The sequence below is a fragment of the Chryseobacterium salivictor genome, assembly GCF_004359195.1.
GTDB classification, from domain to species: Bacteria; Bacteroidota; Bacteroidia; order Flavobacteriales; family Weeksellaceae; genus Kaistella; species Kaistella salivictor.
This window is the reverse complement of sequence record NZ_CP037954.1, coordinates 2,824,774-2,847,227: the sequence shown is the minus strand read 5'-3', so window position 1 is coordinate 2,847,227 and position 22,454 is coordinate 2,824,774. Positions and strand designations below refer to the sequence as shown.

Below are 22,454 nucleotides of genomic sequence, written 5' to 3'. Positions count from 1 at the left end.
CACCGGAATTTCGATTTTTTATAGAAACCCGTCCCACTGTCCGCTATATCTATTGTTCCCGCTACGCTCCACAATAGGATGCCGCTCCCATCGGGGCTATCATTTCAGGTGGTTTGTTATTTGAGGAAAAAGAAAAAACAACAAAGTAATTTCCCGCAATCAATGTTATTATTTTGCAGGAATGGCAATGTTATTCTGGGCTTGTAGAATGTTTTTCCGCTTTATTAAGTTTATTGCCGGTATAAAATTTTCGTATTTTTAAGCAGTTTTTTCACAATGATACATTTTACATAACATCGATTTTAATTGGTTTGAAAATAAGTGGAAAGCACATTTTTTAAAGTTTTATCAATTTCGATATTTTCATTTTTATCCAAGTATTATTTGTAGTTTTAAAATGACAATAATTGCAAAACAATTGAAAAAAAAATGAACAAATTCCCCTTAATATTTCTATTTCTTTGCCTTTTGTATTCCTCTCAATCAAAACAGTTTGTATACGAATATAAATTTATACCGGATTCTACAATTGCGGAAAATGTAATAACTGAAATGATGATTCTGGATATTGGAAAAGATCGATCAGAATATTTTAGTTTTGCCCAATATAATTCTGATTCTACCCTTTTAGCAGACAGCAAAAAAGGGCTTATGACGATGCCTCCCAATAAAGAGATGATTTATGATCGGATTATCAAAACTCCTAATTCGAATCAAATCATGCATATCAAGAGACTTGTCTATGATCGATACAATATAAAACAGGAAATTAACTTTAAGTGGGAACTCATCAACGAGTTTTCAAATATTTTAGATCACAAAGTTCAGAAAGCAACCTCTGAATTTGGCGGACGAAAATGGATTGCCTGGTTTTCGCCGGATATACCCATTCAGGATGGACCCTATAAGTTTAAGGATTTACCTGGACTGATTTTCAAAGTGGAGGATGAAAAGCAAAATCATATTTTCGAATTGAAGGGAATTAAAAATAATGAAACTGCTTTTATTTATCCAGATGTAAAAAATTATAGGGAAGTTAATGTCACTTTCCCCCAATATGTAAAAGTATATCAAAATTATAGAAAGAACCCCGCGAACTTAATTGGAAGAATACCGGATCAAAGAAATGCAGACGGTAAATTTCGAACAGGCACAGAAATCATACGGGAAATAGAGAAAAATCTACTTGAAAGAATCAGAAGAGATAATAATATAATAGAAATTGATTTGTTAAAGTAATTGCTGCTATATGGAACAGAATATTTTTTAGTTTCCAGACATAGGAATTATGATATAATAGTGATAAAAAAGGATTAAATCATTACTTCCAAATTTGGAAAAACTATAAATAATTGGTGAAAAACCGTCTAAAAACTAACGATATGCAAAAAATTATTATCATTATCTCACTTCTATCCTTTCACTTTGGAATATCGCAAACAATAAGGAATGAATTTGAGTCTAAACAGCCGCAAGATTTAAATGTTCCACCACCACCAAATATTACATTTCCGGCACAATATCCGACAGGAAATAAGAAATTCATTGAGGAAATAAAAGCTAACATTGATAGGACTGGTTTAGAAACAAACAAAACTTATAAAGCCAAAATAATTTTAAAGATTGAAAACGATGGAGAAGTTCTAAATATTTCAATTTATGGAAGTGATGAAAATTTTAATAAAGAATTGAAGAAAACAATTCAGAATATTACACAACAAAAAAAATGGATGGCAGGAAAAAATAAACAAGGAGAAAATGTAATTGATATTGTTGCTTTACCAATAGAAATAAAAAGAAAATAAAGAGCGTTAAAAATATTTGTGAAAGTAAAAATTGGCGCGATGGTGTCTTATAAAGCGACTGTGAAATATGGAGGTAGAAATTGGATTGCCTGGTTTGATCCCAAAATACCGGTTCAAGACGGGACCCTATTCATAATGGTAATACAATGCTCAATCTGAGAAAAGGAAAAGAAATAAGTTGGGAGAACTACAATAAGTTACAAAAAGATTATTATTCACATCCGTTTTCTGAATTAAGAGCAAAGGAATGAAGTACAAAGTAGGTGACGAAAACGGCAATCCTGTTGGCATGAATTTAAAACAGTTAACGGAAAATATTTAAAAGCAGATGAGGGAAAATAACAATCCCATTGAGTTGAATTATAAGATAGAATATTTATAAAAAATTAAATTAAAAATTAGTTAATTGACTTGTTCAATAACTCAAAAACCCAATGACTCGACAACTCAAATACCCAATCACCCAATCACTCAAGAAATCCCCCAGATAAACCGCTCATTCCCAGACAGATCTTTCATCAACTCCACTTCCGACAAAACATCAGTAAAAAGTTCCAGCGTCTCTTTTCCTAATTTCTGATTGATTTCCAGAAAAACCAAACCATTTTCTGCGAGGTGATTTTTGCAGTCTTCAGCGATTTTTTCATAGAAAATTAATGCGTTTGAAGTTGGAGAAAATAACGCCATTTTCGGCTCAAACTCTTTTACCGAATCTGCGATTTCATCTTCTTCCTCCATCCCGATATAAGGCGGATTCGAAATAATAACGTCATAATTTTCAGTCAAATTTCCGGTCAGATAATCCTGATGGATAAAATGAATTTCAGCCTGATGAAAATCTGCATTTCTCCTGGCCGTTTTCAAAGCTTTTTCAGAATAATCAATAGCCGAAACTTCCGCTTTGGGAAAATGTTTCTTTAAAACAATCGGAATAATCCCGGAACCTGTTCCAATATCCAAAATTTTGAAATCTTTCTTATTTAAACCTGAACTTTTAATCTTCGCAATCGCCAATTCCAGAAGTTCTTCGGTTTCAGGTCTTGGAATGAGAACGTGTTCATCTACGAAAAATGTCAGACCGTAAAATTCGGTTTCACCCAAAATCTGCTGATAAGGTTTTCCCGATTTTAATTCATCAATGATCCTTTGAAAATCTTCTGACTGTTTCTCCTGAACCTCATTATTCATCGCCTTTCGCAGTTCAATCTGATTCAGGTCCATCAGTTTTTGCACGAAAATACCGAACAAAACTGAACTTTCAGAACCGCTGTACAGTTCAGAAACCTGCTCTTTAAAATAGATTTTGTAGTCCTTTAGAGTCATTGTAGGTTTTTCGGAATTTTAAAAATATAAATCCTTTTTTTCAAATGCAAAGATAGACTCTTTAAAAAAAATGAGAAAACGGCTGCCAAAAAGGAAAATGTCTTTAAATTAAAAGAAAGATTTGAATATTTTCACTATTTTTGGGAAAATTGTGATATTAAGAAAATGAAGAAATATTTGATGCTTACTTTTTCCGCATTAGTAATCATTTCCTGCGGTTCTTCCAGGAATGTGGTGGTAAAAAGAGAAATCCCTACAAAGACGGTGAAAAAGGCAGATAATTTGAAAACTTTGGAGTCTAATTATTCGGGGAAAGTCAATGCTGAAATTAAGAAAATTTTAAAAGATGCTGAAAAATATTTGGGTGCACCCTATAAATATGCAGGGAATACCTCCGCCGGTTTCGATTGCTCGGGATTAGTGACCAAAGTTTTTGATGAAAACAGTTACAAACTCCCCAGAAGATCTGAAGAACAGTCAAACCAGGGAATTTCTATTAAAATCAATGAAGCAAAACCCGGTGATTTAGTCTTTTTTGCAACCTCAGGCGGAAATAGAGTTAACCATGTCGGAATCGTTCACGATATCGGAAATGATGGCGAGGTTAAGTTCATTCATTCCTCCACTTCGAAAGGAGTTATTATTTCTTCACTTAACGAAAAATACTGGAACAATGCTTACCTTTTCGCCAGAAGAGTTTTGTAAATTTGCCCTTATTCAAAAATTAAAAATTCAACAATAAATATGTTACAACAAACGATAGAAAATATTTGGGACAACCGGGAACTGTTACAAAATGATGACAGTAAAGCATCAATCCGTGAAGTAATCCGACAATTAGATTTAGGCGAACTCAGAGTTGCCGAACCTACGGACAATGGCTGGAAAGTGAACGAATGGGTGAAGAAAGCTGTGGTCATGTATTTCCCAATCCAAAAAATGGAAACCATTGAAGTAGGTCCGTTTGAATTTCACGACAAAATGCCTTTGAAAAGAGGCTATGCCGAAAAAGGGGTTCGCGTCGTTCCGCACGCTGTAGCGAGAGAAGGCGCTTATATTGCGCCCGGTGTTATTTTAATGCCGTCTTATGTGAATATCGGTGCTTATGTAGATTCGGGAACCATGGTGGATACCTGGGCAACGGTTGGCAGCTGTGCACAAATCGGAAAAGACGTTCATTTGAGTGGTGGAGTAGGAATTGGTGGGGTTTTAGAACCTTTGCAGGCTGCTCCGGTAATTATCGAAGATAATGTTTTCGTGGGTTCAAGATGTATCGTTGTAGAAGGAGTTCATGTAGAAAGAGAAGCGGTTCTGGGCGCAAATGTTGTTTTAACGGCATCCACAAAAATTATCGATGTAACCGGTGATACGCCGGTAGAAATTAAAGGAAGAGTTCCTGCCCGTTCGGTAGTGATTCCCGGAAGTTATACGAAACAGTTCCCTGCTGGGGAATTTCAGGTTCCATGCGCTTTAATCATCGGACAAAGAAAAGAATCGACTGATAAAAAAACCTCTCTTAACGATGCTTTGAGAGAAAATAATGTAGCGGTTTAAACTTTATATACTGCTTAAAATTGAAAGATAAATTCCTAAAATTCATATCAAATCCCAAATATATTTTTGGGATTTATTTTCTTGTTTCTGCTTTATCTGCCATCGCAAAATACCGCGGCGGACCGGAAAAGTATAATAATTACATGATCTTCAAAAATGTTTTTACCAATACTTTGGCACAGAAAAACATCTATCTTTTATATCCTGATGTCCATTTTGATTCCAATCATTACGGTATTTTATTCAGCCTATTAATTGCGCCTTTCGCCATATTACCGGATTGGTTGGGAATTATCTTATGGAATATTGCCAATACTTTCGTTTTTGTTTATGCCATTCATAAACTGCCGTTCTCTAATCCGAAAAAAGCATTTTTTGCCTGGTTATGTTTGCAGGAATTCATTACTGCTGCGGTGAGTCTTCAGTTTAATATTGCTTTGACGGGTTTATTAATGTTGTCGGCGGTTTATATTTACGAACGGAAAGAAACCCAGTCAGCGATTTCCATTTTAATAGGATTTTTTGTCAAACTCTACGGAATTGCCGGGCTTTCTTCTTTCTTCTTTATTAAGAATAAATGGAAATTCATCTTATCTTTTTTAGGATTCGGTATTTTATTTTTGATATTGCCGATGTTGATTTCAAGTCCCCATTTTGGGCTTCAGTCTTATGCAGACTGGTTTCAGTCACTGTCAGAGAAAAATGCAGCGAATCAGGTTTTAGGAAACAGACAGGACTATTCTCTGATGGGAATCGTCAGACGGATTTCCGGACATGCCGATATTTCCAATCTGGTTTTTCTCCTTCCTGGAATGGCCGTTTTCGCCCTGCCTTATTTACGGATAAAACAATATAAAAATCTTTCGTTTCAGTTGATGATTTTAGCATCGACCCTTTTGTTCATTGTTCTCTTCAGTTCCGGTTCAGAATCGCCGACTTTTATTATCGCCGTTGCGGGAGTGATGATTTGGTTCATCATGCAAAAAGAAAGATCACTATTAATAATTGGTTTATTAATCTTTGTCATCATCTTAACCTGTTTTTCATTTTCGGATTTATTCCCCCAATTCATTAAGGATAATTATATTATGAAATATTCCTTAAAAGCATTACCTTGTTGCATCGTTTGGTTCCGGATTATTTACGAATTGCTGACCAAAGATTTCGAAAAAGATTATCAATTAGATTAATTAAATTTCAGCTGTGAAGAAGATTTCCATCGTCATTCCCGCTCATAACGAAGAAGATAATGTCGTCTTGATTCATCAAAGAGTCAAAGAAGTTTTTGCTAAACTTAAAAATTACACTTTCGAAATCATCTTTGTAAATGATGGAAGCCGCGACCAGACTCAGGCAAAACTCGAACAACTGGCCAGGAATTTTGAAGAAGTAAAGTTTATTGAATTTTCCCGGAACTTCGGACATCAACCCGCCGTAAAAGCTGGAATGGATCTCTCTACCGGAAACGCTGTAATATCAATGGATGCCGATTTGCAACATCCGCCGGAACTCATTCCCGACATGATAAAAAAATGGGAAGAAGGATTTGATATCATTTACACGATACGAACTTATCCTAAACAAATTTCTGCTTTTAAAAGAAAAACGTCTACGATCTATTATAAGTTTTTATCCGCAATATCCGATGTTAATCTTTCTGAAGGGGGCGGTTCTGACTTTCGATTAATGGATGCTTCGGTGGTCGGTGTTGTGCGGAATATGAATGAAGCGGATATTTTTCTCCGGGGATTATCGAACTGGATGGGTTTCAGGCGAGCCGGAATTCGTTTTACCGCAGGTGAGCGGACGTTTGGTGAAAGCAGTTATGATCTTAAAAAAATGATGAAGTTTGCTTTTACAGGAATTACAGCATTTAGTGTGAAACCATTGTATTTGGCGGCGTATCTTGGATTCATTTTCTCTGTTTTTTCTATTTTCGGATACGGAATTTATGTGGTTCATTCTTTTATTACGAAAACTGAAATTTCCGGCTGGGCTTCTTTGATTATGACCGTTGTCTTTTTTGGCGGTTTACAGTTAATCATTATGGGAATCATCGGCATTTATCTGGGCAAAATCTTCAAACAGGTAAAAGAAAGACCGAATTATATCATCCGTTCCAAAAATTTTTAACAATGGTTTTACTCAGTTTTGATATTGAAGAATTTGATATGCCGTTTGAGTATAAAGGCGATATTTCCTTTGAGGAACAGCTTTCAATTTCGAGAAAAGGACTACAGAATATATTGGAACTTCTGAAAAAATATGGCGCGAAAGCTACTTTTTTTTCAACGGTTGTTTTTGCGGAAAATAATAAAGATTTAATAAAGCAGCTTTTAGAAGAAGGTCACGAATTGGCTTCTCATACTTGGTTTCATTCAAAATTTGAAATTGAAGATCTGAAAAAATCCCGTGAAAGATTAATGGAACTTTTTAATACCGAGATTACCGGACTTCGAATGCCGAGAATGATGAAAGTGGATGAAAAAGAAGTTGAAAAAGCCGGTTATTCCTACAATTCATCGGTCAACCCGACCTTTCTTCCCGGAAGATACAATAATTTAAAAGTATCGCGAACCTATTTTAAAGAAAGCGACGTTCTACAGATTCCGGCTTCTGTTTCTCCGAATTTCAGGATTCCGTTATTTTGGCTGAGTTTCCATAATTTCCCTTTAAGTTTCTATAAAAAACTGGCGAAAGATGTTTTGAAAAAAGACAACTATCTGAATATTTATTTTCATCCTTGGGAGTTTGCAGAAATTAAAGACGGGAAATTTAAACTTCCCGGATTTGCAACCAAAAATTCAGGAAAAGAAATGATCGAAAGGTTTGATCAGTTTCTATTTTGGCTAAAGAATTCCGGCTGTCAGTTCGGAACTTTTCAGGAATTTCAAAAAAATATTTCATCATGAAAATTGCTTTTGACGGGAAACGTTTCTTTAATAACAGTTCGGGTTTAGGAAACTATTCCCGCGATTTGGTAAGGATTTTGGCGACCTCTTTTCCTGAAAATGACTATGTTCTTTTCAATGAAAATCAATCTGAGAAAGGAAAAGATATTTTAAATTTACCCAATGTTTTTTTTGTCGAAACTTCCAAAGGAACGATGTCGCGGCAATTTAAAATGGGAATAGACGCGCAAAAAACAAACGCCGGTATTTTCCACGGCCTTTCCGGTGAACTGCCTTTAAAATGGACGGATCAACCGATTAAAAAAATAGTCACCATTCATGATTTGATTTTCATGAGATATCCGCAGTATTATTCTTTTTTCGACCGGATGATTCATTTCTGGAAATTTAAAAGAGCCTCCGTTCAGGCGGATGTTATTATTGCCATTTCTGAACAGACGAAAAGAGATATTATTAAATTCTTAAAAGTTCCGGAAGAAAAAATCCGAGTTGTTTACCAAGGTTGTCATCACGCTTTCAAGGAAAATCAAAGTGAAGAATTTTTAATTTCAGTTAAGGAAAAATATCTTTTACCTGAAAGATTCATCCTGAATGTTGGAACCATCGAAGAACGTAAAAATTTACTAAATGTGGTGAAAGCGGTTAACGGAACAAAAATTCCTTTGGTCGTCGTCGGTAAGAAAACGAAATACTTTAAGAAAATAGAAAAGTATATCCTCAAGCATCAATTGAAGAGCCAGATTATCTTTCTGGAAAATGTTTCAATGGAAGAACTTGCGGCAATTTTTAAACTCGCAGATATTTTCGTTTATTCCAGTTTTTTTGAAGGTTTCGGGATTCCTGTGATCGAAGCTCTTTTCTCTGAAACACCGGTTATTACAAGTAATGTAAGTTGTCTTCCGGAAGCTGGAGGAAAAGATTCAGTTTATATTAACCCTCATGATGTTGAAGATATCAAAGCAAAAATTCTGTTTCTCTGGAATAACGAATCCGAAAGAAAACGTCGGGCAGAAAAAAGTTTGGTATTCGTTCAAAAATTTAATGATGAAAATATTGCGCAGGATTTGATGAGTGTTTACCGGCAGATTCTTTAGGTAACCAAAAGAAGTATTCAAAACAGAAATTATTTTACAATCAACAAAACAGGATGAAAAATATTTTACTATTTGCTTTTTTTATAGTGTCCACGTTCCTGTATTCGCAGGATGAGAAACAAAGATTCGAACAAACGCAAACCAAAGAACTGGTTTCCAATGCCGGTTATAACAGCGCTCTGAACGAAATGCAGAGCAGTGCGGACAAGAGTACTAAAGATAAAATAAAACAGATGGACGAACAGTTCGAACTGAACTTCAGTAAAAAAGCAAAATATGAAACCAGGTTGAAATTATTGCTGCAAAAGAAAACAGACGCGAATGAGAAATTAATGCAGGCTAAATCAGATGCAGAAAAGGAAAAGTTTAAAGAAAAAATATCGGAACTCCATCTTGATATCGATAAGTTAAAGAAGAAATTGGTGGAAAATGAAGTCGAATTAAAAACCCTTCAAAATTTTTATAATAAGTTGAAGAAATAAATTATTATCAAATTTAGTATCTGTTTATCAGGTGTTTATGTTTTTATAAAAAATATATCTTGCACATTCGGAAATTTATCAGCTATATTTGCACAGTTAAAATAACATGAAAAATACAACCGCTTTATTCCATCATTATCATCTCATCTAAAGACGAGTTGATTTAATGTGGTCCAAAGTGGCTAAAATAATAATAAACCGTCTGAGCAAAGACGGTTTTTTTTGTTTAAAAAATTAAGACATTTGTTCAGACCCAATCCCAAAACTGAAGATGAACAAATTAAAGATCGCCATCCAGAAAACCGGACGGTTAAGCGAAAAATCTCTTGAACTATTAAAAGAATGCGGTATAAAAATCCCGGATTTTAAAAGCAAACTCAAAAACTCAGCTACTAATTTTCCGCTGGAAATTCTTTTCCTCCGCGATGATGATATTCCAAAATATGTAGAACAGGGCATCGTCGATATCGGGATCATTGGGGAAAATGAAGTGCTAGAACAAGGCAAAAATGTAGAGGTAGTGAGAAAGCTGGGTTTTGCCAACTGCCGGTTGTCATTGGCTATTCCAAAAGAGCAGGACTATTCTGATCTCAGCTTTTTCAACCAAAAGAAAATCGCGACTTCTTATCCAAACATTGTTAAAAATTATTTCGAAAAAAATAATATTGAGGCAGAAATTGTTGAGATTTCAGGAAGTGTTGAAATTGCGCCAAGTATTGGTTTAGCAGACACGATAGCGGATTTGGTGAGTTCCGGAAGTACACTTTTGCACAATGGTTTGAAAGAAGTGGAGCAGGTTTTAAAGAGTGAAGCCGTTTTGATTTCCAGTCAAAATCTTCCCGAAGATATTTCCGTTATATTGGAATCTTTCCTGTTCCGAATTCAGGCGGTTATCAATTCGCGGGAAAATAAATACATTTTGCTGAATGCCCCGAACGATGCTATTGACAGAATTATTGAAATTTTACCCGGAATGAAATCTCCAACCGTTTTGCCGCTGGCGGCATCTGGATGGAGCAGTATTCACTCGGTAGTTCGCGAAAATGAATTCTGGAAAATTATCGATGAATTAAAAAAATGTGGAGCCGAAGGAATTCTGGTCATCCCAATCGAAAAAATGGTTTTGTGAAAAATTAGAAAGGAGACGATTAGATATTAGACATTAGATGATTAGATATGAAAAATATTATTAAATATCCAGCGCAGAATACCTGGGAAACTCTTTTACAGAGGCCGGTTCTTGAAAAAACTAATTTGAGAAATACCGTTCAGGAAATTTTCATTGAAGTTAGAAATGAAGGTGATTCAGCATTAAAAAAATTCTCGGAAAAATTCGATCGGGTAAACATCGATAATTTATTGGTTGCGAAAGAGGAAATAGAATTGGCAATTAATCAGGTTTCACCGGAATTAAAAGAGGCGGTTTCTCAGGCAAAGGAGAATATTTACCAATTTCACTTTGCTCAGAAAGAGAAATCCGATGAAATTGAAACCACAGAAGGCGTCGTCTGTTGGCGCGAATCCAGAGCGATTGAAAAAGTGGGGTTGTACATTCCGGGCGGAACGGCGCCGCTTTTTTCTACCGTTTTAATGTTGGCCATTCCGGCTCAGATTGCGGGTTGTAAAGAAATTATTTTGTGTACGCCACCGCAAAACGACGGTTCGGTCAATCCCGCGATTTTGTACACGGCAAATCTGTGTGGAATTTCCAAAATATTTAAAGTTGGCGGTGCCCAGGCGATCGCAGCTTTAACTTTTGGAACAGAAAGTATTTCTAAAGCAGATAAAATTTTCGGTCCCGGAAATCAGTATGTTACGCAGGCGAAACAATTGGCCATGGAATATAATGTGGCAATCGATTTGCCGGCGGGTCCCAGTGAGGTTCTGGTGATTGCCGATCAAACTGCAAATCCGGAATTTTGCGCGGCAGATCTATTGTCACAAGCCGAACACGGCACCGATTCTCAGGTGATTTTTATTGCGACAGATGAAACTGTTTTTAATGAAACTTTAAAGGAAATTAAAAAACAGTTATCCGATCTTCCGCGAAACGAAATCGCAAAATCTGCCTTGGAAAAAAGCTCTTTTATCTTAATGGAAAATCTTGATAAATCCATTGAAATGAGTAACTTTTATGCTCCGGAGCATTTAATTTTAGCGGTTGACAATCCCAGAAATTCTGTTTCAAAAATCACCAGTGCCGGTTCTGTTTTCCTCGGAAATTATACGCCGGAATCTGCCGGAGATTATGCCAGCGGAACCAATCACACTTTGCCGACCAACGGTTTTGCCAGGAATTACAGCGGTGTTTCGCTCGACAGTTTTGTCAAGAAAATAACCATCCAGGAAATATCAAAAACCGGGATTCAGAATATTGGAAAAACAATAGAAATTATGGCTGCCGCAGAAGGTTTGATGGCCCACAAAAATGCAGTTTCACTTCGCTTAAAATCTTTAGAAAATGGAATTTAATTTAGAAAAGACAATCAGACCGCATTTGGTGGGAATGAAATCCTACTCGACTTCGCGACCGGTTGAAAACAAAAACCAGTTCATTTTACTGGATGCCAACGAAAATCCTTTCGGAAATTTCAACCGCTATCCGGATGCTGAAAATGTTCGGTTAAAACAAAAACTGGCGGAAATCAATAAGGTTGAAACCGGAAATTTGTTTTTGGGAAACGGAAGTGATGAACTGATCGATTTGATCATGAGAGTATTTTGTGATCCGGGGAAAGATTCGGTAATGGTTTTCAATCCCAGTTTTGTCATGTACGAAATTTATGCGAAAATGAATAATGTGCAAGTTGAAAAACTGCAGCTGAATTCAGAATTTCAGTTGGATAAAAAGGAGTTTGAAAATGCTATTTCAAAAACTCAGGCTAAAATTTTGTTCCTGTGTTCGCCCAATAATCCGACAGGAAATTCGGTTGATGATTTGGAGTATTTTATTCAAAGTTTTAATGGAATCGTGGTTGTGGACGAAGCATATATCGAGTTTTCGCCTCTGGAATCAACAGTCAGTTTACTGAATCAATATCCGAATTTAATTGTTTTAAAAACGTTGTCTAAAGCTTATGGAATGGCGGGATTAAGAATTGGAGTTGGGATTTCATCGGTAGAAATTGCTGCGTTTTTTAACCGGTTTAAGCCTCCGTATAATATCAGTTCAGAAAGTCAGCGGCTGGCTTTGGAACAATTGGAAAAAGAAGATGAACAGGCTGAAAACATTCAGACCATTTTAGCAGAGAAAGAAAAATTGAAGAAAGGTTTGGCAGAAAATAAAGAGGTTGTCAAAATATATCCGTCACATGCTAATTTTTTTCTGGTGGAATTTAAAGATGCCGAAAAGGTTTATCAGAAATTACATGAAGCCAATATTTATACAAGTCTTCGCCACCCGCAGTTAAAAAATTGTCTCCGGCTGAGTGTCGGGAAACCTGAAGAGAATTTAAAAGTTTTAAACGTATTATCAGAAATATAAATCATGAAAAAAGTATTATTCATCGACCGTGACGGAACTTTAATTATAGAACCGCCGATAAATTTACAGGTAGATTCTTTAGAAAAACTGGAATTTTATCCGAAAGTGATTCAGAATTTAGCCAAAATTGTCAACGAACTCGACTATGAATTGGTCATGGTGACCAATCAGGACGGTTTGGGAACGGATTCTTTTCCTGAAGAAGATTTCAGAATTCCTCAGGAGAAAATGCTGACCATTTTAGCCAATGAAAATATTGTTTTTGCTGATCTCCTTATTGACAACAGTTTTGAAACAGAAAATTCGCCCAACAGAAAACCGCGAACCGGATTACTGCAGAAATACATTTACGGAAATTACGATCTGAAAAACTCTTTCGTCATTGGCGACCGAAAAACGGATGTAGAACTGGCGAAAAATTTAGGCACACAATCTATTTTTATTGGAAAGGAAAATTTGGAAGACGCCACTTTGACCACGGAAAGCTGGGATGAAATTTATCAATATTTAAAACAGATTCCGCGCAAAGCAAAGATCAGCCGAAAAACAAAAGAAACCGAAATTACCATCGAACTGAATCTGGATGGAAGCGGAAAATCGAATATTAATACAGGTTTGGCGTTCTTTGATCACATGTTGGAACAGATCTCCAAACACGGAAATTTTGATTTGGAAATTTTGGTCAATGGCGATCTGCAGGTCGATGAACATCACACCATCGAAGATACGGCTTTGGTTCTGGGAACCTGTTTTGAACAGGCTTTGGGATCCAAAAAAGGAATAGAAAGATACGCGTTTGCTTTGCCGATGGACGATTGTTTGGCGCAGATTGCACTGGATTTCGGAGGTAGAAACTGGCTCGTTTGGAATGTAGATTTTAAAAGAGAAAAAATTGGCGATGTTCCGACGGAATTATTTTATCACTTTTTCAAATCATTTACGGATACCGGAAAATGCAATCTCAATATTCAGTGTGAGGGCGAGAATGAACACCACAAAATTGAATCTATTTTCAAAGCTTTTGCCAAAGTTTTACGCGATGCCGTAAAGCAGGATCAAAACAATTTTTCCATCCCAAGTACCAAAGGTATACTATGATAGCAATCATCGATTACGGCGCCGGAAATGTAAAATCCGTGGAAAATGCCGTAAGAAAGTTAGGTTTTGAAACCATCATCACTTCAGATTCTGAGGAAATCAGAAATGCTGAAAAAGTAATTTTTCCAGGAGTTGGTGAAGCTTCGACAGCGATGAATTATTTAAAACAGAGAAATTTAGATACGTTGATTCCGACTTTGAAACAACCGTTTTTGGGAATCTGTTTGGGACAACAGTTGTTGTGCAATTTTTCGGAAGAAGGTAATACCAAATGTCTGGGGATTTTTGATCTGAAAGTAAAGGAATTTCCCGCCACCGATATTGTTCCGCACATGGGTTGGAATAATTTACAGGCGATAGAAGGTAAACTTTTAGAAGGAATTTCCGCAGAAGATAATTTCTATTTTGTCCACAGCTACTATTGTGAAGTGGGAGAGAATACGACTTCCGAGTGCGATTATATTTTACCTTTCTCTGCGGCTTTGCAAAAAGACAATTTTTATGGAACGCAGTTTCACCCTGAAAAATCTGGCGATGTTGGTTCTAAGATTCTTGAAAATTTTTTAAAATTAAAATAAAAGACTTTAACCACAAAGTCACAGAAGTAAAAGTTTACATTTTATCTCCTAAAGTTGACAAAAGGAATGTATTTATTCTCATTCTTTTATAGATTTTTGAGTTGCTTTAAGGAGTAAAAAATTTTTGTTCTTTTTGTGGTTTTAAAACTAAAATAAAAATGAAACTCATTCCAGCCATAGATATCATCGACGGGAAATGCGTACGTCTCTCGAAAGGCGATTACGACACCAAAAAAATCTATCATGAAAATCCTTTGGATATCGCCAAAGAATATGAAGAGCACGGAATCCAATATCTACATTTGGTCGATCTGGATGGGGCGAAAGCGAAAACCATTCAAAATCTAAAAACTTTAGAAATGCTCGCAGTTCAAACGAATTTAATTATTGATTTTGGAGGTGGCATAAAAACGCGAGAAAGTTTGCAAAGTGCTTTCAATGCCGGAGCGAATCAAGTGACAATCGGAAGTATTGCCGTTGAAAATCTGGGACTTTGCCAAGAATGGATTAGTGAATTTGGTGCCGAAAAATTAATTTTAGGCGCAGACTGTTTAGACCGGAAAATAAAAACGTCCGGTTGGTTAACCGATTCTGATCTGGATGTTCTGGATTTTATTCAATCTTATGAAACGAAAGGATTGAAAGAAGTCATCTGCACCGATATTTCAAAAGACGGAATGTTGGAAGGGCCTTCATTTGAATTGTATAAAGAGATTTTAAGTCAATGCAAAATTTCATTAATTGCAAGCGGCGGAATTTCTTCAATACAGGATTTGCAGGATTTAAAACAGATCGGCTGTTCCGGAGCGATCATCGGAAAAGCTTTATACGAGGGAAAAATCAGTTTAAAAGAACTTCAAAAATTTAATTAAATGTTGAAAAAGAGAATAATCCCGTGTCTGGATATCAAAGACGGAAAAACGGTGAAAGGAATTCAGTTTGAAGATTTACGGATTGCCGGCGATCCTGTGGAACTTGCCAAGAAGTATGTCAAAGACGGTGCTGATGAATTGGTTTTTCTGGATATTACGGCGACTTTAGAAAACAGGAAAACTTTGATTCAACTCGTTGAAAAACTGAGTTCAGAGATCAATATTCCTTTTACGATTGGTGGCGGAATTTCTTCTGTAGAAGATGTTGAAGCTTTATTAAAAGCCGGCGCGGATAAAGTCTCCATCAATTCTGCGGCAGTTCGGAGACCGGAACTCGTTCGGGAACTCGCACAGCAATTCGGGAATCAGTGTGTCGTGGTGGCGATTGATACGAAGAATATTAATCGTGAAGATTATGTTTTCATTAATGGTGGAAAAATTCAGACGGAACTGAAAACGCTGGATTGGGTGAAAACCGTTACTGATCTCGGAGCCGGAGAAATATTGCTGACTTCCATGGATTTTGACGGTACGAAAAACGGTTTCGATATCCGAATGTTGCAGAATGTTGCCGGGGTTTGTCAACTTCCGGTCATCGCTTCCGGCGGCGCAGGAAAAATGGAGGATTTTACCGAAGTTTTCACCCAAACAAAAGTGACCGGTGCTTTGGCTGCGAGTATTTTTCATTTCAATGAAGTCAATATTTCTGACCTTAAACGGCATTTAAAACAAAATAAACTCGCCATACGGTGAAATCGTTATTAACAAGTTTACCAATAAACACAAATAAAGTCTGATGCTTGCTTATGACATTTAATTTAAAAACAATAAAAAATTACAGATGAATATAGATTTTGAAAAAGGGAACGGTTTGGTTCCCGCAGTTATTCAGGATTCCCGCACACAACAGGTTTTAATGTTGGGTTATATGAATGCAGAAGCGCTGGAATTAACTCAGAAAGACGGACGGGTTCATTTCTTCAGCCGCACCAAAAACAGGATTTGGCTAAAAGGAGAAACCTCTGAAAATTACCTTTATGTAAAAAGCATTAAAGAAGACTGCGATTCCGATGCGCTTTTAATTCAGGCAAAACCAGCAGGGAATGTTTGTCACACCGGAAGTTTCAGTTGTTTTGGCGGAAAAAAATCGAGTGGATTTTTGTATGAATTAGAGGAAACGGTTTCAGAACGAATTGATGACAAAGTTGAAAACTCTTACACCTACCAATTGTACCAGAGAGGCATCAATAAAATGGCGCAGAAAGTAGGGGAGGAAGCGGTAGAACTGGTCATTGAAGCGAAAGATGATAATGCCGATCTTTTTAAAAATGAAGCGGCAGATTTGCTGTATCACTTTTTAATCTTGCTGAAAGCAAAATCTTTTTCTCTAACTGAGATCGAAGAGGTGTTGCTGGAAAGAAATAGAAAGTAATATAAGGGCTTTTACTTCTCACAGATTCCACAGATCTCACAGATTAATAAGCGATCTAATTTTGTTTCTTCTTGCGCATTTGCTAAGTGTAACGTCCTTGCGTCCTAAAAAACACACGCAAAACAGCATGATTGTCAGCTAACCGTTGCGCCGTTGCGTTATAAAAAAAACATCATCATTTAGAGCTTTTGTCAATTTGTTTTTAAGCGTGTTTTTTTGTCAACAACCTTTAGTTTTTAAAATTTATATAAAACTGAGCATATCTCATAAAAAAATCTCATACCTGGTGGTATGAGATTTATAATTGATAACAAATAATTCTACATTTATTTTACTTGATCAACGATTGCTTTGAACGCTTCAGGGTGATTCATTGCTAAATCAGCTAAAACTTTTCTGTTCAATTCGATGTTGTTCGTTTTAAGAGCGCCCATAAACTGGGAGTAAGACATTCCGTGTTCTCTTGCACCAGCGTTGATACGCATGATCCAAAGAGATCTGAAATTTCTTTTCTTTTCTTTTCTACCGCGGTAAGCATATTGCATTGCTTTTTGTACGGCATTTTTAGCGACGGTCCAAACGTTTTTTCTTCTACCGAAAAAACCTTTCGCCAGCTTAATTACTTTTTTTCTGCGAGCTCTTGAAGCTACTGCATTTACTGATCTTGGCATAATTAAATTTGTTTTTTTGAAAAGGGCGGCAAATTATTTCATTACACTTGTTTGCACCGTTTCAGGGTTAAATTTTCTGAATTTGTTAATTCTTATAAACCGGTTGATTTATAAAAACTATTTTAAAGCTAATTGACGTAAAACGCTCTTTTTGTCCACTTCTGCAACATAAGAAGTTTGCGTAAGATTTCTCTTTTGCTTCGTTTCTTTTTTGGTCAGGATGTGGCTTTTGAAAGCACCTTTTCTTTTAATCTTTCCGGTTCCGGTCAGCTTAAAACGCTTCTTAGCACCTGATTTAGTTTTTAATTTTGGCATTTTGCTTAATTTTATCTATTTGTTATCAATGTCATTTTCTTGTCATGTGCACCCACTTTACAGTATTCTACACATTTTTCAGACTGCAAAAGTACGAAATTTCAGTGAATTACAAAAACATATTATGACCGAATATCAATAAAGGTTCTCGCAGGTTAATTTGTTCCTGAGTTCAGAATTGGGCGTGCCCTTCAGTCGGTCATTATCCCGTCTGACGACGGAACCATTCCCTCCTTCAGGTCGGGCTCTCCGCTCATACTCCTCATGCCAAAGCTTTCCCACCGCTTATTCCGGGGTAACCGCTGCGATCCCTCACGCGGGAGCGTTTTGTTAATTAGAAGATTTTGTGTGCCGATATGATTATCGTTGATGAAATTTAGATCTTTTGTGGGAATTATTCTTTATATTTGAGATGATAATGAATGACGAAGATGTCCGACTTGTCCGGGTAATGGTTTTGTTGCCCGTAGTTTTAGATGAACGCCACCAAGTAAAACTTATTAAAAAATGAAAAATTTAATACTATTCTTTTTACTCTTAATTTCCCTCAATTTATTTTCCCAAAATTCTGAAGATTATAAAACATTTATTGAAAAAATAAAAAAAGATTCAAAAACTGACAAAGCTGACAAAACAGTATATCATCTTTTCAATGATTTCTACGAACAAGGATTACAATCTGATCAAGGGGAATTAAGCGAAGACATTTCCCAAAGAATTCAAAAGTTATATTCTGATAAAAAAGCAAAAAATTTGCAGATACTAACTATGTTTTTGCTATACCAAAACCATATTACTGAAACCGCTGCAGTTGGAAAACAGCCTGATCCAAATTTTCAGATTAATTTGATCAAAGATTTAGAAAGCGAATTGAAAAACACTTACGGAAGTGTTCCTATAATTATTAATATTTATAAAGCGGAAGCTTTAAACTCTGCTGGAGCAACGAAAGAGTCTGCTGAAATAATTTCAAATAGCTTAATTCAATATCCAAACTCTGTTCCGCTAAAAGTCTATAAATATTTAGATACAAAAGATGAGAAAATTAAAAAAGATTTAGTGGATAATCATACTAATCATTGGATGGTTAAACAATTTGGGATAAAATAAAAACGTTCGAAAATCTATCTATCTGCAACAAGGATTTTAGCCATATTTTTGTTTTAATTTAAATATCCCACTTTGGCAGTTTCCATTTCCTCCCTTGCAAATTCTACTACTTTAATCCGAAAACATCATTAACTTTATTTCCGGTAATTTGCTCGCTGCAATCTCTGTCGGAAATAACCGCCGATTCCGCAGAACAGTTTTAATTCCAAAAGATTCTGCCGATATTTAACGTTCCGCATTTTTAAATTATTTTTGTTGGAAGCTTTACAGTCCTTTATAAAAACCGATTTATAAAAACCATGATCCAAAATAAAATTGAAATAATAGAATATTCTGACGACCTGAAAGAAGCCATCAAACTCCTTAATTACGAATGGCTGGAAAAATACTTTCGGGTGGAAGAAAGTGATATAAAATCGCTCTCCAATCCAAGAGAAGAGATCATTGATAAAGGTGGATTTATTTTTTATGCAAAACTCAATGATAAAATTGTGGGCACCGTTTCCCTGTTAAAGAAAACAGAAAGTGTTTATGAATTAGGAAAAATGGCCGTCTCTGAAAAGGCACAAGGCTACAAAATCGGAACACTTTTAATGGAGCATTGCTTAGATTTTGCGAAACAAAAACACCTAAAAACTTTAATTTTATACTCCAATACGCAATTAGAATCTGCCATTCACCTTTACCGTAAATACGGTTTTTCTGAAATTAAGCTGGATGAAGGCCTTTACGAAAGAGCAAACATTAAAATGGAAAAACATATTTTGTGAATTTTCTTACTGATACCATCAATCACACAAATCAGATTTAAATAACAGAAATTGAAGTAATCGTTGAATATTTTCCTCATTTTTGCACCTTGAAAATAGGAGAATGAAGTTAGATAAAAGAATAATACCTCTGGCCATCGGAGGTTTAGGAATAGGAACGACGGAATTTGCGGTAATGGGTTTATTGCCGGACATCGCAGATACTTTACAAGTCAACATTCCACAAGCAGGGCATTTGATCTCGGCGTATGCTTTTGGCGTGGTCATCGGAGCGCCTTTAATCATTGGATATGCAGTGAGATTTCCACCCAAAAAAGTATTGATTGCCTTAATGGTTATTTTTACTTTATTTAATGGTCTTTCGGCAATTGCGCCCGATTATACTACCATGCTGATCATCAGATTTCTTTCAGGTTTACCACACGGTGCATTCTTCGGAGTGGGAACGGTGGTTGCTGCAAGAATGGCACAGAAAGGCAAGGAAGCATTTAATATATCACTGATGTTTACGGGACTTACCGTCGCGAATCTCGCGATGGTTCCGTTCGTTACCTATATTGGTCACATCTTTCACTGGCGGTGGTATTTTGTGATTGTTGGAATCATTGGGGTGGCCACCGTTCTGTCTTTAAAATTTTGGCTACCGGAAATAGAAAGAAAAGGAGAGACTCATTTTTTAGAGGAATTAAAATTTTTAAAACATAAACAATCCTGGTTGGTTTTGCTCATTACAGCCATCGGATTTGGAGGGTTATTTACGTGGTTCAGCTATATCACGCCTTTAATGACCGAAGTGTCAAAAATTGACAGTGCTCACATGGCTTATGTAATGGTGCTTGCCGGTGCAGGAATGGTCGTCGGAAACCTGGCCGGTGGATTTTTATCTGACCGGTTGGGTCCGGAAAAAACATGCTCCCTTTTATTGTTTTCAATGATGTTTTCTTTAGTGGGAGTGTTTTTTCTGTCAGAATATCAAAGTGTTTCCCTGGTGCTTACTTTTATTTGTGGAGCCCTGTCCATGGCTGTTGCAGCACCGATTAATATTATGATGATGAAGGCGGCACCAAGAAGCGAAATGATGGCAGCCGCTTTTATGCAGGCAGGATTTAATATTGCGAATGCTTTGGGAGCTTTTTTGGGCGGAATTCCGTTAGAAAAAGGATATGCATTCAATTACCCTGCACTGGTCGGTGTCGGAATGACTTTTTTCGGATTGCTCATAAGTTTGCGATACCGGTATTTACACCAAAAGGGACGTTTTGAAACGGATAAACTGGCACTTTGATTTTGATAACTGAGGCTGAAATTTTATAAATTAGTATTTAACTAAAAAAGAGATTCGTTAGAGTCTCTTTTTTAGTTTATCAATCAAAGCAATGTTAGCAAGAAATCAGTACATCAACTGATCATCAAATTTATTTAGCAGGATTTTTAGGGCTCATCATTGAAATCATTTTCAGGCTAAAAAAACGATTTCAATAATAACGAAATTGCTGTGAAATAATTTTTTTTAAAAGGTATTTCGACTTCCTTCAGAGTCCATATCCGACTCCATGCCATCGCTTGTGGCATCATAAAACCGGGTTGCGTCGGTAAAATAAAGATTGTTTTTTGCTTTGGTAATTATTCTGGCGCGCTCCGCTTCACTTAGATCATTATGTTTTTGAGCGGTTTCGGGATATCTTTCTTTTGTAAATTCGTTGACGTTAATTGCTCCTTCATCGTTCATGATTTTTCTCGCTTTTTCCGCACGGTCCATTTCATCAGTGTAAACGGTTACAATATTACTTTTTGTACCGGCATAACTGTATTTATTTTTTTCATCTTCATTATCACCGAAAAGCCAATGCCAAAATCCCGAAGTTTTTTCATCTTCCTTGAAATGATTAAAACCTGAGGATTTGTCGTCTAATGCTGAAGTGGAATAGCGCGAAATAGTATAATCTTGTTTTGGAAAACCGGCACTTTCGAATTGTCTTTCGACTCTATCTAAATCTTCATTGTTCGGGAACATTCCCACGATGGTATACGACATAATTTTAATTTTTTAATATTATTAATGGTAATTTGGTAGTTGATATCATATCAAAAATGATGACAAAATCAATGCCTATAGTCAACTTTACAAGTTTTTAACACAAACCCTGAAACGGAAATTTCGGTAAAGTTTCTTTAAATGAAAATTTTTCTGTAATTAAACTGTCTTGTCTAAACATTATTTTTTCCCTCTTCCATTGTTATTTTCAGCGTACGATTGTAAAAAAGATATTTGATTTTAACGCAAAAAAAAAGAGATTCAAAAGAATCTCTTTGCTATTTTATAATTCAAAGTTGAAAAATCAACTGATCATCAAATTTACTTAGCCGGTTTTTTCGGGCTCATCATCATAATCATTCTCTTGCCTTCTAATTTCGGCAATTGATCAACTTTTCCAACGTGCTCTAATTCCTGAGCCAACTTAAGAAGAAGGATTTCTCCCTGATCTTTAAAGATGATTGAACGGCCTTTAAAGAAAACGTAAGTTTTCAGTTTTGAACCTTCTTCTAAGAATTTTTCGGCGTGTTTTTTCTTGAAATCGTAATCATGCTCATCGGTTTGCGGACCGAATCGGATTTCTTTTACGGTCACTTTTACTTGTTTGGCCTTTAGTTCTTTCTGCTTCTTTTTTTGCTCATAAAGAAACTTTTTATAATCCAGAATTCTGGAAATAAAAGGTTCTGCTTTATCTGAAATAACCACTAAATCTAATTCCTGATCTTTTGCTATTTCAAGAGCTTTTTCTAGCGGATAAACGCCTGGTTCCACATTATCACCTACTAAACGTACTTCTCTTGCCCGGATTTTTTGATTAATCTGGTGCAAATCTTCTTGAACACGTCTCTGTGGACCTCTACCTCTGTAATGAAATTTTTGTGCTATGGTGTCTTATTTTAATTGGTTAAATTCTATTTTT

The 22,454-nt window shown here is 36.0% G+C and carries 25 protein-coding genes; 20 read left to right on the top strand and 5 right to left on the bottom strand.

Features of this window, described 5'->3' with window-relative positions; genetic code table 11:
- The first annotated feature begins 429 nt into the window (after positions 1 to 429).
- Both NBC122_RS12950 and NBC122_RS12945 read left to right on the top strand, forming a co-directional pair.
- Positions 430 to 1,239 (top strand): GLPGLI family protein, encoded by an 810-nt coding sequence (locus NBC122_RS12950; protein WP_133440779.1) that lies wholly within the window; start codon positions 430 to 432, stop codon positions 1,237 to 1,239.
- Between the two features lie 143 nt (positions 1,240 to 1,382).
- Complete coding sequence (locus tag NBC122_RS12945) at positions 1,383 to 1,805, top strand: hypothetical protein (protein WP_133440778.1); 423 nt, start codon at positions 1,383 to 1,385, stop codon at positions 1,803 to 1,805.
- A 471-nt stretch (positions 1,806 to 2,276) separates the two neighbouring features.
- Here NBC122_RS12945 and prmC read toward each other — a convergent pair whose 3' ends face one another.
- Positions 2,277 to 3,128, bottom strand: a complete 852-nt coding sequence (gene prmC, locus NBC122_RS12940; RefSeq protein ID WP_133440777.1) for a peptide chain release factor N(5)-glutamine methyltransferase — start codon at positions 3,126 to 3,128, stop codon at positions 2,277 to 2,279.
- Between the two features lie 165 nt (positions 3,129 to 3,293).
- Between prmC and NBC122_RS12935 the strand changes: the two genes are divergently transcribed.
- The 15 genes from NBC122_RS12935 to hisIE all read left to right on the top strand — a co-directional run bounded on the left by NBC122_RS12935 (position 3,294) and on the right by hisIE (position 16,634).
- Complete coding sequence (locus tag NBC122_RS12935; protein ID WP_133440776.1) at positions 3,294 to 3,833, top strand: C40 family peptidase; 540 nt, start codon at positions 3,294 to 3,296, stop codon at positions 3,831 to 3,833.
- A 39-nt stretch (positions 3,834 to 3,872) separates the two neighbouring features.
- Complete coding sequence (locus NBC122_RS12930; protein WP_133440775.1) at positions 3,873 to 4,682, top strand: 2,3,4,5-tetrahydropyridine-2,6-dicarboxylate N-succinyltransferase; 810 nt, start codon at positions 3,873 to 3,875, stop codon at positions 4,680 to 4,682.
- A 20-nt stretch (positions 4,683 to 4,702) separates the two neighbouring features.
- The gene (locus tag NBC122_RS12925) at positions 4,703 to 5,872 is read left to right on the top strand and encodes a glycosyltransferase family 87 protein (protein ID WP_133440774.1); all 1,170 of its coding nucleotides are present in this window, start codon (positions 4,703 to 4,705) and stop codon (positions 5,870 to 5,872) included.
- 13 nt (positions 5,873 to 5,885) lie between these two features.
- Complete coding sequence (locus tag NBC122_RS12920; protein ID WP_133440773.1) at positions 5,886 to 6,815, top strand: glycosyltransferase family 2 protein; 930 nt, start codon at positions 5,886 to 5,888, stop codon at positions 6,813 to 6,815.
- A 2-nt stretch (positions 6,816 to 6,817) separates the two neighbouring features.
- The gene (locus tag NBC122_RS12915) at positions 6,818 to 7,594 is read left to right on the top strand and encodes a polysaccharide deacetylase family protein (RefSeq protein ID WP_133440772.1); all 777 of its coding nucleotides are present in this window, start codon (positions 6,818 to 6,820) and stop codon (positions 7,592 to 7,594) included.
- Positions 7,591 to 8,688: a glycosyltransferase family 4 protein gene (locus NBC122_RS12910; protein WP_133440771.1), complete on the top strand. Its 1,098-nt coding sequence runs from the start codon at positions 7,591 to 7,593 to the stop codon at positions 8,686 to 8,688. Before NBC122_RS12915 ends, NBC122_RS12910 begins: the two co-directional genes overlap by 4 nt.
- 53 nt (positions 8,689 to 8,741) lie before the next feature.
- Complete coding sequence (locus NBC122_RS12905) at positions 8,742 to 9,170, top strand: hypothetical protein (RefSeq protein ID WP_133440770.1); 429 nt, start codon at positions 8,742 to 8,744, stop codon at positions 9,168 to 9,170.
- A gap of 271 nt (positions 9,171 to 9,441) precedes the next feature.
- On the top strand, positions 9,442 to 10,299 hold the full coding sequence (gene hisG / locus NBC122_RS12900; protein WP_133440769.1) for an ATP phosphoribosyltransferase: 858 nt from the start codon (positions 9,442 to 9,444) through the stop codon (positions 10,297 to 10,299).
- 47 nt (positions 10,300 to 10,346) lie between these two features.
- Positions 10,347 to 11,642: a histidinol dehydrogenase gene (hisD, locus tag NBC122_RS12895; RefSeq protein ID WP_133440768.1), complete on the top strand. Its 1,296-nt coding sequence runs from the start codon at positions 10,347 to 10,349 to the stop codon at positions 11,640 to 11,642.
- Positions 11,632 to 12,654, top strand: coding sequence for a histidinol-phosphate transaminase (gene hisC, locus NBC122_RS12890; protein ID WP_133440767.1), 1,023 nt, complete (start codon positions 11,632 to 11,634; stop codon positions 12,652 to 12,654). The genes hisD and hisC overlap by 11 nt, the downstream gene beginning before the upstream one ends.
- Positions 12,655 to 12,657: 3 nt before the next feature.
- Positions 12,658 to 13,752 carry a bifunctional histidinol-phosphatase/imidazoleglycerol-phosphate dehydratase HisB gene (gene hisB / locus NBC122_RS12885; RefSeq protein WP_133440766.1) on the top strand — a complete coding sequence of 365 codons (1,095 nt, stop codon included), beginning with the start codon at positions 12,658 to 12,660 and terminating at the stop codon, positions 13,750 to 13,752.
- Positions 13,749 to 14,330: an imidazole glycerol phosphate synthase subunit HisH gene (gene hisH, locus NBC122_RS12880; protein WP_133440765.1), complete on the top strand. Its 582-nt coding sequence runs from the start codon at positions 13,749 to 13,751 to the stop codon at positions 14,328 to 14,330. The genes hisB and hisH overlap by 4 nt, the downstream gene beginning before the upstream one ends.
- A 158-nt stretch (positions 14,331 to 14,488) precedes the next feature.
- Positions 14,489 to 15,202, top strand: a complete 714-nt coding sequence (hisA, locus tag NBC122_RS12875; protein ID WP_133440764.1) for a 1-(5-phosphoribosyl)-5-[(5-phosphoribosylamino)methylideneamino]imidazole-4-carboxamide isomerase — start codon at positions 14,489 to 14,491, stop codon at positions 15,200 to 15,202.
- Positions 15,203 to 15,955: an imidazole glycerol phosphate synthase subunit HisF gene (hisF, locus tag NBC122_RS12870; protein ID WP_133440763.1), complete on the top strand. Its 753-nt coding sequence runs from the start codon at positions 15,203 to 15,205 to the stop codon at positions 15,953 to 15,955. It abuts the gene before it with no gap.
- An 88-nt stretch (positions 15,956 to 16,043) separates the two neighbouring features.
- Positions 16,044 to 16,634, top strand: a complete 591-nt coding sequence (gene hisIE / locus NBC122_RS12865) for a bifunctional phosphoribosyl-AMP cyclohydrolase/phosphoribosyl-ATP diphosphatase HisIE (protein WP_133440762.1) — start codon at positions 16,044 to 16,046, stop codon at positions 16,632 to 16,634.
- A 326-nt stretch (positions 16,635 to 16,960) separates the two neighbouring features.
- Here hisIE and rplT read toward each other — a convergent pair whose 3' ends face one another.
- Both rplT and rpmI read right to left on the bottom strand, forming a co-directional pair.
- Entirely contained in the window at positions 16,961 to 17,305 is a 345-nt protein-coding gene (rplT, locus tag NBC122_RS12860; protein ID WP_133440761.1) for a 50S ribosomal protein L20, read from the bottom strand.
- A 117-nt stretch (positions 17,306 to 17,422) separates the two neighbouring features.
- Positions 17,423 to 17,620, bottom strand: a complete 198-nt coding sequence (rpmI, locus tag NBC122_RS12855; RefSeq protein ID WP_027377392.1) for a 50S ribosomal protein L35 — start codon at positions 17,618 to 17,620, stop codon at positions 17,423 to 17,425.
- Positions 17,621 to 18,127: 507 nt separating this feature from the next.
- Here rpmI and NBC122_RS12850 point away from each other — a divergent pair.
- The 3 genes from NBC122_RS12850 (at position 18,128) to NBC122_RS12840 (ending at position 20,785) form a co-directional block, all read left to right on the top strand.
- Positions 18,128 to 18,730 (top strand): hypothetical protein, encoded by a 603-nt coding sequence (locus NBC122_RS12850; RefSeq protein WP_133440760.1) that lies wholly within the window; start codon positions 18,128 to 18,130, stop codon positions 18,728 to 18,730.
- Positions 18,731 to 19,029: 299 nt separating this feature from the next.
- Positions 19,030 to 19,500 (top strand): GNAT family N-acetyltransferase, encoded by a 471-nt coding sequence (locus NBC122_RS12845; protein WP_133440759.1) that lies wholly within the window; start codon positions 19,030 to 19,032, stop codon positions 19,498 to 19,500.
- Between the two features lie 103 nt (positions 19,501 to 19,603).
- The gene (locus NBC122_RS12840; RefSeq protein ID WP_133440758.1) at positions 19,604 to 20,785 is read left to right on the top strand and encodes an MFS transporter; all 1,182 of its coding nucleotides are present in this window, start codon (positions 19,604 to 19,606) and stop codon (positions 20,783 to 20,785) included.
- Between the two features lie 225 nt (positions 20,786 to 21,010).
- Here NBC122_RS12840 and NBC122_RS12835 read toward each other — a convergent pair whose 3' ends face one another.
- Positions 21,011 to 21,535 (bottom strand): hypothetical protein, encoded by a 525-nt coding sequence (locus tag NBC122_RS12835; RefSeq protein ID WP_133440757.1) that lies wholly within the window; start codon positions 21,533 to 21,535, stop codon positions 21,011 to 21,013.
- Positions 21,536 to 21,856: 321 nt separating this feature from the next.
- Complete coding sequence (gene infC, locus NBC122_RS12830) at positions 21,857 to 22,363, bottom strand: translation initiation factor IF-3 (protein WP_185145765.1); 507 nt, start codon at positions 22,361 to 22,363, stop codon at positions 21,857 to 21,859.
- Positions 22,364 to 22,454: the final 91 nt, after the last annotated feature.